Source organism: Psychrobacter sp. H25 (assembly GCF_059076335.1).
Window position 1 is genome coordinate 2,871,084 of record NZ_JCACRV010000001.1, and the last position, 13,735, is coordinate 2,884,818.

Sequence of the window (13,735 nt, forward strand, 5' to 3'; positions counted from 1 at the left end):
ATAAGCGATGGTCATTCAGCTTTTAAGGCATTGAGCACTTAGTATTAAATCCGCTATCGCTCAGATGGCGCACGTAATAACAACCACAAAAACAGCACCGTACCCACCACGCCAAAGACCGTGGCGACAGGGACCTCAAACGGATAGCGAATAGAGCGACCGATAATATCGCACAGCAATACCGCTGAAGCGCCGAGTAGGGCAACGGCTGGTAAGCTACGACGTAACTTATCACCCATCAGACGGCTGACGATGTTGGGTACAATTAAGCCAATAAAAGGAATCATACCGACAGTCACGACGACAACAGCGCTCATCATCGCGACCATTCCCACGCCGATCCATGTGACCTGCCGCTTGCTGATACCTAGGTTCAGTGCGATATTGTCGCCTAGACCGATGATGGTTAGTTTGTCTGCGATAATATAAGCGAGCACACACAGACCGCCTGTCAGCCATAGCAGCTCATAGCGACCTGCCAATACGCCTGAGAAATCACCAAACTGCCACACGCTGAGCATCTGTAGCGATTCAGTTTGATAAGCAATGAATGTCGTCACCGCCTCAATGATGCCGCCAAAGACAATCCCAATCAGCGGAATCATCAAAAAATCAGTCGGCGGTATACGATGAATCAGTAGCATAAAAAGCATCATGCCGACTACAGCGGCAATAGTCGCCACGCCCATTTTTATGATGAGTGCACTGGCAGGAAATAGCAGACTGACCACCAATAAACCAAGCGCCGCACTTTGGGTGGCACCAACCATAGACGGCTCTACAAAACGGTTCTTTAGGACCACCTGTATGATCATCCCAGCCACAGCCATCGCAACACCAGTCAAGATAATCGCAATGGTGCGTGGTATACGGCTGACCATTAGCAGTGAACTGTCAGAGTTGGCACTATGGCTAATGATGCTTTGCAAAATACCTGACCACGAAAAGTCCGCCACCCCAATAGATAAGCTCATTAGCACCAAAAGCCCCATAACAATGAGGCTTGCGGTATTTATTAACCATGGCGGTATGGCAGCACGTCGATCTTCTGTGCCTAGGTTATGGCTGGCATTTCTTTGCCAAGATGATGTTGGCAAAGAAGTGTTAGGTTTGAGCCTAGCGTGAGTACGGTGTGAAAATAACGACATAATCTCTACTGGCTAAAAAATAAAAGATCATTACAGTGACTATGCTTAGTGATTATGATTAGTGACTGACTGAACATGGACGACTGATCGAAGGTGAACGTCTAATTAACCGTTATTTGGCGCTAGCAAAAGCACCTTTAATAGTGGTCAGATCTTGCATCCATTGATAGTAGCCACCAAACGCAAGGTAAGAGTCTGGGCTGAGATAGACTACCTGCTGCTTATTCCACGCATTGGTTTGGGCGACCAATGGATTGTCCAATACGGCTTTGGCACCAATACCGTCTTCGCCAATTGCCGCACTACGGTCGATGACAAACAACCAATCTGGATTGGCTTTTTGTAAGTATTCAAAAGATATTGGCTGACCATGAGGCGCATCAGCAATTTGGTTGTCTGCCATTGGTACGCCTAGCACAGTATGGATAAAGCCATAGCGAGACTTGTCGCCATAAGCAGACATCTTGTTGCCATTAACCATAACGACCAGACCAGTACCTTTGTTTTCTTCGGTGAGGCTATTGGTCTCGTCGATGAGGTCATCTATGTTTTGTTGTAGTTTGGCCGCCTGATCGCTTTTACCAAACAAAGCACCCAAGTCATGCAGGCGCTGCTTACTGGACTCATAGATATTGGCTGTATCAATACTCATATCCAACGTCGGCGCGATACTTGATAACTCATCGTATTTTTCTGCCATACGTGAGCCAACCAAAATAGCTTGCGGGCGCATCGCATTCAATGCTTCAAGATCTGGCTCAAACACCGTACCAACTGATTTTGGTTCAGGCTGCGTGTCGGAGTGTAGGTTATCCAAAAGCATCCCGCCAGGCATCCCGTCAACAGCCACATCTAATGCTGCCAAATCTTGCATCAACGTCATGTCATACACGACGAGTGGTGATGGGTTGATGGGCATCTCGACATCGCCTTTTACGGTATTTACCGTAATCTTTTCGGCAGAGACCGCATCATTACTGGCGACATTTGATGATTCATCAGCCGTCTGGTTGGCAGTGTTGGCATCGGCTGGTTCAGAATCATTGGCTTCGTTTGAGCTACAACCTGTCACGCTGAGAGTCGCGACTAAAGCGGTTATCATAGCTGTCAATAAGGGACGTTTAAAAAAAGGGCTGGTAGGGCGTGTTGATAGTGAACTAATAGACATAATGAACTCGGGATATCAGGTGTTTGGGTGATTTTTTAGTGAGATAATAATGATTATTGACTAATAAAAATATAGAACAATAACAAGTCACTACTGGGCGTAGACTCAAAATTTCCCAATAGCGTACCTGTTCCTATCTCTACTCAATTTCTTTACTTAATATTGTTGTTATAAATTGAGCATAGTTACATTTATCGTCTTACGAAAATATATGGATAATAAAACAGCCGTTATGATAAATTAATTGAGACTCATTATCAATAAAAATGATAATGATAATGGTTTTTATTACCAATAAATGATTGCCTAAAGAATAGGCAGCTGCCCAAAAAGTGAGCTGCTAATGTCACGTTCCGATAGGGGTATCTGCTTACTCAAGGTTGGATATAACTGCAGTACATAGTCAAAGTAAATGCTTCAGTCAATTATAGGGCGGCGTGTAGAGAGCTTAATGGATATGGCTCTGAGGAGAAAATATTGTAAATTATTATTGATAATAATTATCGTTTGCATTATTATCTACGCCATTCCGTCTTGGACAATAAATATTAGGCTGTTATGAGTTCAACAGAGTTAGACGCGCCGCCAATCAGATCGATACTGTTAGCCATCATCACAGTGGTAGGGTTACATCTGCTGACAGCATTTGCATTGGTAACCATAAAAACGCCTACAATAAAACCTGAGCCAGAAACAGAGACACCACCTGTTGAAATTCAGTTTGTGACGTTACCTACCAAAAGTGCAGCGCCCAAAGCTGAAGTATTGCCACAAGAAGTCAGCGTCCAAAAACCAGCGCAACCAACAGTAGAACCGCAGTCTACAACACTGCCTAAAACTGAGACGCCGCCCAAACAGCGTGTCGAGACACCCATAGAACCTGTTGTGAAAAAGAAAGCAACTGAAGCGGTGCCTGTTATCGCAACAGAGCAGAATGCTCCTGACAGCAGTCAAAAACCTCTGCCAGAACAAGCAGTGCCAAAAAAGACAAGCCCAGAACCGATAGTTGATACGTCAGCTGCTGATGAACGTCGCAAAGAAGCTGCCGCGCAAGCAAAAAAATCCGCTCAAGACGCTGAAGCAAAAGCGGCTGAAATCGAAAAGGCTAAACTCAAAGAAGCTGAGCTCAAAGCCGCGAGAGCTGCCCAAGAAGCCAGAAGAGTTGCAAATGCCAAAGCCGCTGCACAAGCAAAAGCTGCTAAAGATGCAGCAGAGGCGGCTGCACGAGCGAAAGCCGAGGCAGAAGCTGCAGCTCAGAGTAATGAGCCAGTGAGCTTTACTGCTAGCGCGGCCAATTGGGCGTCTGCCCCGAACTTTAGTTTCCCTGAGCGTGCGGCACGTCGCGCCCGATCAGGAGATACACTCAACGTGGTTCTAGTATTGCGAGTCAATAAGCAAGGCGGGATAGACAGTGTTAGCGTTGCTCAGTCATCAGGTAACTCACTGCTAGATCGAGAAGCCCAGCGTCAGGTACGTTCTGGCAAGTTCAAACCCTTTACCAAGAATGGTGTACCGGTCGTGGGTAATGTAACCTTGCCGATCAGCTACGCGGTTCCTTGATGGTTTATATTTTATAACAACGTATTTATTGATAATCTTTCATAATAAGACTAAACATGATACTTATCTCAGTAGCATGTGCTTGCATTACACATTAAGGAGTCTGACATGGACTTTATGCAATACTGGCAAATCAGTGACATGGTGACAAAAACATTGTTCTTTTTGTTGCTTGCGTTATCTATTCTCTCTTGGGTGACGGGTATCGTACGTGTGCTGCAAAGCCGCAAATTGGCAAGCAGTGTGGCAGACGACTTGAGCCAACAGTTGCAAGCTAGGCAAGCTGACTTGGTCGGCTCTGATTCGGCGGCTCGACGTTTGATTACTGAGCAGACACTGCTCAAGCACATAGGCCGCTATCGTTTTGCTAGCGAGCGTGGTTTACCTATTCTTGGTACAACAGCCGCCATCGCCCCATTTATTGGGCTGTTCGGGACCGTATGGGGTATCTTTCATGCGCTACACAATATTGGCATGAGTGGGCAGGCAGGACTAGGACAAGTTGCAGGACCTGTTGGTGAGGCACTGATCATGACGGGTCTAGGTATCGCTGTCGCCATTCCAGCTGTCATATTTTATAACGTAGCGGTACGGATCAATCGCCGCATCATGTATCAAGCCAACGATAGAGCACATGACCTACTGGCAGTATCTGCCGATACGAATGCTAGCGTAACATCAGTGCAAGCCGCAAAAACCAGTCGCTCAAATACGATCGAAACAGCAACCAACGATCAGCAAACCAATCACTACAATAGCTCAGTGCCAGAACAGCTATAAGAAGTATTGAGATACGGGATAGAGATGTGAAAGCAGCGCGGTATTTGGGTGTAAAGCACAAATGCTAAACAGCGAATAAGTACGGCGCAGCCTTTTAGCAGTATGAAAATAAACACAAGTATTGAGAATAATTATGGCATTTCAATTGGGTGATGATGATGTACGCAGCATGGATGAGATGAACCTCATCCCGCTCATCGATATCATGCTGGTATTGATGATTATCTTTTTATTGACCGCAACCGTACTGAACCCGACGGTGCCTTTAGATTTGCCAAAAACCAGCGCTGAGGTCAGTCAGACCCCGCCAGAAGCCATTCAGATCAGTATTGATAAGGATGCAGGACTATTTTGGGATAGCGACCCAATCAGTATGCAAGCGCTAGAGACGCGTCTACAACAGCAAGGCGCAACCGACGAAGATACCCCAGTACAGTTGCGTGCAGATAAAGAAGGCAAATACGATACGGTCGCTCAAGTCTTGGCAGCGGCAAGTAACGCTGGACTGACCAAAATTGCTTTCGTCAATGAATAGTCTTGGTGCTCAATAGTGGCAGGTAGGAAGTAGACACTATACTTATAAGGGCTATTATGCTCACAAAAGCTATAGCTATTTGTGAATCATAGTTGTGGCTCATGATGTCTATAAGGCGCAATATCTATAAAACAATGTCGATAATAAAGTGCCGTATCGATGCCGAAGTGTTTAGTGACAAATCACATAGCTATAGCAAAAAGCGGGCTAGATAGAACAAAAAGCCAATCAGTAGAACGACCATAACCGCAATAAAAAGAACAATTAAAATAATAAGTTTTTCTCCAACCTCATTGACGACTTAAACCTCAAATTAAGTCATCAGTGAGGTTTTCTTTTTACTAGCCATTTACCAGCCATAACCAAATGGGCGATAGCCGTAGCCGAAGACCCCATGTCCATAGCCAAATGGGTAAGGCGATCGCAAGTAGTCTAGATCGCGCTGACGAATATAGTAGTAGCGCCCTTGAGAGTAAGCCTCTTCTAATTTCTCGATACCCTCTAGTGGACAGACAGGCTGCCAATCATAGCCTTCGCGGCCAATCTTATAGGCGTTTAGCTCGGTACAGTAGTTTTTGAGCCCTTGCTGTCGTCCTTGTTCCCACTGTATGCGGTTGGGGCTAGCGCCGCCTACGCTAGCACAGCTGTTGGTATAGTGACCAAAGTAAGCGCCTGAGCGCCCTTGTAGACCATCAGCATAACCAACGTCCTGCCAATTACTGCTTTGACATTGTTGGGGCGTCAGGCTTTGGGTGGTGGCACAGCCCGATAGTGTCAGTACAACGGCACCGAGCAATGACAGGCTAATACCCGTTTTGCTAAAAATCTTACCCGCCAGTTTATTTGGGCTATAAGTACTTGATGAGTTTGACTTAATAAGATTATTCATAATAAACCTGCGCGCGTTTAAAATTATGGTTTATCATAGCACTTTTTTGCGCCGATCATGTTTTGTATCTGGTTTTTGCATGGGACTATGATGCATCTAATTGCATACGTTAAGTTTTTGATTTAACAGCGTAATTAATGAGTGGGCAGTGAGGCGTAACGCTGTCTGTTGCGCCATGGATGAGCTACTATGCTTGATTTCTCAGGGTTTGGGCTCATTATAAGCCTTGCTATACCCTTATCTGTTATTCGGTATTGAGCAGGTAAAACAGTACTACATTGCTTGTGCGTTCACTATTTATAAGACAATAGTTTTTACGCTTTGCACAGACAGTAGCGAGCAGTCGCGGTAGGTACACTTATAGTGTTTAGCTTCACTTTTATTTAGTCAAAAGGTCAGAGCATCATGGGAACATTGATTGGTATTGTCATTGTACTATTCGTATTAGGGAGTATGATGGCGCTCAAACCGAACGGTATCGATCAGCGTTTGGATAAGCTGCGTATGACCGCGCGTCGGTTACAGTTAAACCCAAAACTTGTTACTTGTCCTGATTGGATAAAGGGGAAGGATAATGAGTATGGTCGCGGTATGCTGGGGCAGTATTGCCTGATATTAGAAGAGACCAAGCTGCCGCACACCCGTTATCAGGTGATTGACGGACAGTGGCGCCCAGACAGCAGCTTTGTCGATACCAGTACTGACGACAAGATACTAACTGTTCCAAGTGCCATTCGCGCCACTCAAAGCAAGAAAGTAACGGTCAGTAAGACCAATTTTAGTCTGGACAAAGCGTCATTAGATTTGCCAGTAAGTATTGAGCCGTTTGTTAAAGGGCTATTGACCAAAGCGAATAGTATTGTCATCTATTGGGAAGACGTTGCGTATGTGCGTCCATCATCCAATCCTGCGTACCAGCAAAAAATGATTGAGGCAGATCTGCTAGTGCTCAAAGCAAACCTTGAAAAATGGGCATTACAAATGCAGCAGCAGTCATAAACCTAGTAAAGCATTTGTTTGTCTCCATTAAGAGCAATATATATGCGATTCGTCATATTCAATTTATTTAAAGTTGACATTTTGACGCTTAGCAGTGTAACGTCTTTATAACTATATCTTTATTTTATGGTTATAATTTGTTTTATAACCTTTTTTATTAGCAGCACTTATTACTATAAATCGCTGAACCATAGCAAAACTATGAGTATCCGCTTCCATAAATCGCTGTGCTGCTAAATTTACTTTTAATCTACTTATATTATGGTGTCGTCAAATATGGCAAAAACCACAACCAAAAAAGCCGCAGCATCGACTGCTGATAGCCCAAAGGGCAAGTCTTTGGTAATCGTAGAATCACCAGCCAAGGCAAAAACGATCAATAAATACCTTGGTAATGACTTTGTCGTACGTTCAAGTATCGGTCACGTCCGCGATTTGCCAGTCAGTGCAAGTAAGAGCGCAAAGAAAGCGACGACTGCTAAAAAAGATGACAGTCTGACCAAAGAAGAAAAAGCACAGCAAGCGCTGGTACGCCGTATGGGCGTAGACCCAGAGCACGACTGGGCAGCTGTCTATGAAGTCCTGCCCAACAAAACCAAAGTCATTAAAGAGCTCAAAGCACTCGCCAAAGACGCTGACAAAATCTATCTAGCAACGGATATGGATAGAGAAGGGGAAGCGATTGCTTGGCATCTAAAAGAAGTCATCGGCGGTGCTGATAGCAAATACCAGCGCGTGGTGTTTAATGAGATTACCAAATCTGCCATCCAAAATGCCTTTAAACAACCATCGAAGCTCGATATTGACCGTGTGAACGCGCAGCAAGCGCGCAGGTTCTTAGACCGTGTGGTTGGCTTTATGGTATCGCCACTGTTATGGCAAAAGATTGCTCGCGGACTATCAGCAGGTCGTGTACAGTCAGTCGCTATGCGTTTGGTCGTTGAGCGTGAGCATGAGATTCGCGCGTTCATTCCAGAAGAGTACTGGCAGATTCATGCGGATACGCATATTGCTAATGACAAAGCCAAAAAAACCTCAGACGCTGAACAAATCGGCATACGCTTAGAGGCGACCAAGCAAAGCGGCAAAACCTTAAAGCTTGGCAATAAAGAGCAGACCGATAAAATCTTAGAGATACTCAAAGCCAGTGACTTTATTGTCAAAGAGCGTGAAGAGAAGCCAACGCAGTCGCGTCCAAGCGCACCTTTTATCACCTCAACTTTGCAGCAAGCCGCCAGTACGCGTTTGGGATTCTCTGTCAAAAAGACCATGATTTTGGCGCAGCGTCTGTATGAAGCGGGGCATATTACTTATATGCGTACCGACTCGACATTCTTGTCTGGTGATGCACTTGCTGCGGTCCGCGGTCATATCGAAGACAGCTATGGCGCAAAGTATGTGCCAGAAAAGCCAAACTTCTATGGCAACAAGCAAGGCGCACAAGAGGCGCATGAAGCGATTCGTCCCTCTAACGTCAACATGAAATCAACGCAGCTAAAAGGCGTGGAGCGCGATGCCATTCGTCTATATGAGCTGATCTGGCGTCAGTTTGTGGCGTGTCAGATGCTACCTGCCAAATATCTATCAGTGAACCTGTTTGTTGGTGCCGATAATGTCGAGCTAAAAGCCCGTGGTCGTACCATGGTATTTGATGGCTATACAAAAGTGATGCCACCAGCCAAGACTGACGATACCTTATTGCCCGATGTCAAAAAAGGCGATAAGTTAAACCTAGATAAACTAGATCCAAGTCAGCACTTTACCAAGCCTGCGCCGCGCTATACCGAAGCGAGTCTGGTCAAGGAGCTTGAGAAAAAAGGTATCGGTCGTCCATCGACTTATGCTTCAATCATCTCAACCATTCAAGATCGCGGTTATGTGAAGCTTGAGAATAAGCGCCTGTTTGCCGAAAAAATGGGTGATATCGTCACGGATAGATTGACGGCTAGCTTCCCAGACTTAATGGACTATACCTTTACTGCGGCGTTAGAAGACAAGCTCGATCATGTGGCAGAAGGTGATCAAGATTGGAAAGATGTGCTCGATAATTTCTATGGCGAGTTCAAAACAACGCTTGAGCGTGCCAAAGAAAAAGACGGTATGCGTCCAAATGATCCAACTGATGTGCCAGATGTTCACTGTGATATTTGTGATCGTCCGATGCAGCTGCGTACAGGTTCAACTGGTGTATTCTTAGGCTGTACGGGCTACAACTTGCCGCCAAAAGAGCGCTGTAAAGGCACCAAAAACTTGATGCCTGTTGAAGCGTTTGCCAACTTGGATGATCCAGAAGGTGATGATGAAGCGGCAGAAGTTAAAGATTTGATGGAGAAAAAACGCTGTCCAAAATGCGGCACAGCGATGAATGGTTATATCGTTGATGGTGGTCTCAAATTACACATTTGTGGCAACAATCCTGATTGCGATGGATACATCCTAGAAGAAGGTAAATTTGAAGTACCCGGCTCAGATGCGCCAACCATCGACTGTAACAAGTGTGATGGGCAAATGGAGCTAAAGACAGGTCGCTTTGGTCCTTACTTTGCTTGTCAGAATTGCGACAACACACGCAAGGTACTAAAGACAGGCGAAGCTGCGCCGCCGCGTATGGATCCAATCCATCTGCCAGAGCTCAAGTCGACCAAGCATGATGATTACTTCATCTTGCGTGAAGGGGCGGCTGGCATGTTCCTTGCGGCTTCTAAGTTCCCAAAAGTGCGTGAGACCCGCGCACCAAAGCTTGCTGAGCTACGCGATGTTAAAGATAAAATGGAAGATAAGTTCCAGTATCTGTTCGCAGGGCCAGATGAAGATCCAGATGGTAATCCAACTATTTTGCGCTGGTCACGTAAGAAAAAAGAGCAGTATATCGGCTCTGAAAAGAATGGCAAAGCCACACGCTGGGGTGTGTACTGGCGTAAAGGCGAGTGGGTAGAAGAATAAGTTTTTCTATCGAGCATAAAAAAGACCTCTTAGATGCTAAGAGGTCTTTTTGTGCTATCCATAATAGCTAAGTGTAGATGCTATTAGTTCTTTTCGATAATACCACAAGCAACGCGATCGCCTGCATCACCTGCTGGCTGGCTGGTATAGTCATCAGTACCAGCATGAACGATAAAGGCTAAGCGATTGACGCTATATTTACCTGCTTCATCAGCAGTGATCTTTTTGTTTACATAATTAATAGTAGCGACGCCGTCTTCATTGGCTGTCAAGTTAGGCAAGTCGCCTGCATGACCATTCATATCATCTGGATTAGAGTGTGGGTTGTTGTCAGGGTTGAAGTGGCCACCTGCCGCTTTACCCATGTCGGCACAGCTGCCTGTTTCATGAATATGGAGCGCGACTGTTTGGCCTGGTTGTAAGTTCATTAGCTTACCATAGACCTGTACACCGCCATCGACAGGACGTAGAAAGACTTGGCCGACTTCTTTTTTGTCACCGCTTACTGTGTTGATGGTTGATTTTAGGGTAGGCTGCGCCAAAGGGTTACCCGTTTGCATTTGGTCTTGTACCGTTTGGCAACCAGTCATCGCCAACGCTGATCCACATAGTAGGGCACTTGCTAGCATTGTCTTATTCATTATTATCTCCGATTGTTTTATTCATTATTGTAATTATCGTCATTGTAGCTGTCGTCAAAGTTACAAATATTCAGAACTGTTTTTGTATTAAAACAAGTATCAATATTCGTTAACAACAGGGTCAGTATAGCCAAGCGATGCTTGTAGTTATTCATCAAATGCGCAACAATCAGTTAATATATGTAAGTTTCGTATGGGTTTACAAAATCAGATGGCACAAAAAACTTACGAAATTAATTGAATAACAAAATACATTGGACTACTCAAAAAACACGAGTTGGTAATGAATAAGCTATTAGTAAACGAACGGCTAATAAGCATAAAAAAGCCACCCATCATTGTGATGAGCGGCTTTTTGCTTTTTCGAGTTAACTAACCAATACGCAATTAGTTATGTAGCGCTTTACCTGAGGTTTTATCAACCGTTACTTTTGCAGGCTTCAGTGGCTTTGGCATACTGACCAAGGCAACCTTTAATATCTCTTCAATCGTAGCGACTGGTTGAATGGTCAAACCTTCTTTGACGTTATCAGGGATATCCGCCAAATCACGCTCATTGGTTGCTGGGATCAAGACGTGCTTGATGCCGCCGCGATGCGCTGCAAGTAGCTTCTCTTTGAGACCACCGATACGTAGGATCTTACCACGCAAGGTAATCTCACCTGTCATCGCGATATCTGGACGAATAGCAATCCCCGTCATTGCAGATACCAATGCTGTCGTTAATGCACCACCAGCAGAAGGACCATCTTTTGGCGTCGCGCCTTCTGGCATATGCACGTGAATGTCCGTGGTTTTGACCGTCTCGTAATCGATACCGAGGCTTTCACCGCGAGCACGTACCACGCTCATAGCCGCACGAATCGACTCTTTCATCACATCTCCTAGTGAACCGGTAAAGCTAAGTTCGCCTTTACCTTTCATAGCGACCGCTTCAATAGTGAGCAGCTCACCACCGACCTGTGTCCACGCCAGACCAGTGATACGACCGATCTCAGGCTCTTCTTCTGCTAGGCCGTAGTCATACTGATGCACGCCTAGATAGTCATCAATGTTCTTGTCATCAACTGTGACGAGCTGACGTTCCGCTTTTTTCGGAGCACGCGCGCCGTGGTTTTCAACTGAACCGCGAACTACTTTGCGGCAGATTTTATTGACTTCACGCTCAAGGTTACGCACACCTGCTTCACGCGTGTAACTACGGACGATACTATGTAATGCCGCCTCAACAATCTCAATCTCACCTTCTTTGAGACCATTTTGCTTAATTGCTTTTGGTACCAGGTACTTCTGCGCGATATTGACCTTTTCTTCTTCGGTATAACCCGGCAGACGAATGACTTCCATACGGTCAAGCAGGGCAGGAGGAATATCCATGCTGTTGGCAGTACAGATAAACATCACTTGCGATAGATCTAAGTCCATATCTAAGTAATGGTCGTTAAAAGTATCGTTCTGTGATGGGTCTAATACTTCAAGCAATGCCGACGCTGGATCACCACGGAAGTCTTGCGCCATCTTATCGATTTCATCCAACAAGAATAGCGGGTTTTTGACTTCTACTTTGGCCAATGACTGGACGATTTTACCTGGCATCGCACCGATATAGGTGCGGCGATGACCACGAATCTCGGCTTCATCACGGACGCCGCCAAGCGCCATACGCACAAACTTACGTCCCGTTGCACGGGCAATTGACTCACCCAATGAGGTTTTACCGACACCTGGAGGACCGACGAGGCATAGAATCGGACCACGCAGTTTTTTCACGCGTGATTGTACGGCGAGGTACTCCAAGATACGGTCTTTCACATCTTTTAGACCATAATGATCTTCGTCTAATACCGTTTTGGCTTTATCTAGATTAATAGACACTTTGGTCGTCGCATTCCACGGCGTATCTAAGATCCACTCAATATAGTTGCGTACGACTGATGACTCGCTGGACGCAGGTGGCATCATTTTGAGCTTTTTAAACTCTTGCTCTGCTTTTTTGCGTACATCGTCTGGTAGATCAGCATCTTCGAGACGTTGCTCTAGCTCAGCCACGTCATCTTCACCATCGAACGCACCGTCATTCATATCTGACAGCTCATTTTTGATGGCTTTCATCTTCTCGTTCAAGAAGTATTCGCGCTGATTGTCTTCCATCTGCTGACGAACCGCATCTTGAATGTCTTGTTCGATGTTTTGCTCAGCACTTTGCTTGACCAGATATTCCGTCAAAGTGTTGATGTGTGTTTTGATATCGTTTTCTTCTAAGAACGACTGCTTGATATCAAGATCCATCGACACGCGAGTTGAGATGAAATACACCAGCTCAAGCAAGTCATCAATACGCTTGGCAACGCGAGTCAGCTCACGAGCATTACGCAAACGCGCATCTGCATAGCTTTCAAACAGTGTGGTCAACGCTTGGATGGTATTTTTCTGTTGGCTCTCATCCATGCTGATATCAAGATCGGCACGCTCAAATCTTGCCATCAATAACTCGTCATGGCCCTCTATGTTGTCGACACGGGCGCGATATTGACCTTCGATCAGTACTTTAATGCAGTTCTCATCGCTATCGTGCGGCATAGTGCTGACGATGCGGCACACCGTACCGTATTGATACAAGTTGTCTTGATCAATGTCTTCGGTCAGTGAGTCTTTTTGGGCGACGACCAGTACCTTATTGCCATACTCAGCTTGTGCCAGCTCAACAGCTTTTACAGACGGTGCGCGTCCTACAAACAAGGCAATCTGCATGTGCGGATAGACGACGACATCGCGTAATGCCAGTAGTGGCAGATAGCTTTCGTCTTGATCATCGTTTGCTTTTTTGTTGTCAGTATCAGTAAGCGTACTGCCATCAAGATCAGTATCTTTGGCATCAGTCGTTGCTGCTTCTTGCGTATCAGTTGACGAGGTATCTGCCTCGTTGTTTTCTACGTCAGTTGTTGAAACGTCAACATCAATGTCGATATTGTCTTGGGTTATTTTATGTTCACTCATATATTCTTCCTCGTTCCCCAGACTTGTAAAGTCAAGTTCGTGGTTCATGTCTAGATAAATGGTGTCCACATATAA

10 protein-coding genes are annotated in these 13,735 nt (G+C 45.4%); 5 read left to right on the plus strand and 5 right to left on the minus strand.

Going from position 1 to position 13,735, the window contains the following annotated elements; genetic code table 11:
- Positions 1-53: 53 nt before the first annotated feature.
- Positions 54-1,148 (minus strand): ABC transporter permease, encoded by a 1,095-nt coding sequence (locus tag AC5JPO_RS11805; RefSeq protein ID WP_443525927.1) that lies wholly within the window; start codon positions 1,146-1,148, stop codon positions 54-56.
- Between the two features lie 112 nt (positions 1,149-1,260).
- The gene (locus AC5JPO_RS11810; RefSeq protein ID WP_443525929.1) at positions 1,261-2,250 is read right to left on the minus strand and encodes a siderophore ABC transporter substrate-binding protein; all 990 of its coding nucleotides are present in this window, start codon (positions 2,248-2,250) and stop codon (positions 1,261-1,263) included.
- A gap of 624 nt (positions 2,251-2,874) precedes the next feature.
- Here AC5JPO_RS11810 and AC5JPO_RS11815 point away from each other — a divergent pair.
- The 3 genes from AC5JPO_RS11815 (at position 2,875) to AC5JPO_RS11825 (ending at position 5,191) form a co-directional block, all read left to right on the plus strand.
- Positions 2,875-3,876, plus strand: a complete 1,002-nt coding sequence (locus AC5JPO_RS11815) for an energy transducer TonB (RefSeq protein WP_443525931.1) — start codon at positions 2,875-2,877, stop codon at positions 3,874-3,876.
- A gap of 108 nt (positions 3,877-3,984) precedes the next feature.
- The gene (locus AC5JPO_RS11820) at positions 3,985-4,656 is read left to right on the plus strand and encodes a MotA/TolQ/ExbB proton channel family protein (RefSeq protein WP_443525932.1); all 672 of its coding nucleotides are present in this window, start codon (positions 3,985-3,987) and stop codon (positions 4,654-4,656) included.
- 133 nt (positions 4,657-4,789) lie between these two features.
- On the plus strand, positions 4,790-5,191 hold the full coding sequence (locus AC5JPO_RS11825; RefSeq protein WP_443525934.1) for an ExbD/TolR family protein: 402 nt from the start codon (positions 4,790-4,792) through the stop codon (positions 5,189-5,191).
- 349 nt (positions 5,192-5,540) lie between these two features.
- On the opposite strand, the gene AC5JPO_RS11830 is transcribed toward AC5JPO_RS11825, so the two are convergent.
- Positions 5,541-6,080: a DUF2799 domain-containing protein gene (locus AC5JPO_RS11830; RefSeq protein WP_443525936.1), complete on the minus strand. Its 540-nt coding sequence runs from the start codon at positions 6,078-6,080 to the stop codon at positions 5,541-5,543.
- Between the two features lie 405 nt (positions 6,081-6,485).
- On the opposite strand from AC5JPO_RS11830, the gene AC5JPO_RS11835 reads away from it, so the two are divergent.
- Both AC5JPO_RS11835 and topA read left to right on the plus strand, forming a co-directional pair.
- Positions 6,486-7,079 (plus strand): hypothetical protein, encoded by a 594-nt coding sequence (locus AC5JPO_RS11835; protein ID WP_443525938.1) that lies wholly within the window; start codon positions 6,486-6,488, stop codon positions 7,077-7,079.
- Positions 7,080-7,355: 276 nt separating this feature from the next.
- On the plus strand, positions 7,356-10,022 hold the full coding sequence (topA, locus tag AC5JPO_RS11840; RefSeq protein WP_443525940.1) for a type I DNA topoisomerase: 2,667 nt from the start codon (positions 7,356-7,358) through the stop codon (positions 10,020-10,022).
- Positions 10,023-10,105: 83 nt separating this feature from the next.
- Here topA and AC5JPO_RS11845 read toward each other — a convergent pair whose 3' ends face one another.
- Entirely contained in the window at positions 10,106-10,663 is a 558-nt protein-coding gene (locus AC5JPO_RS11845; RefSeq protein WP_443525942.1) for a superoxide dismutase family protein, read from the minus strand.
- A 387-nt stretch (positions 10,664-11,050) separates the two neighbouring features.
- Positions 11,051-13,660, minus strand: a complete 2,610-nt coding sequence (gene lon, locus AC5JPO_RS11850; RefSeq protein WP_443525944.1) for an endopeptidase La — start codon at positions 13,658-13,660, stop codon at positions 11,051-11,053.
- Positions 13,661-13,735 lie beyond the last annotated feature (75 nt).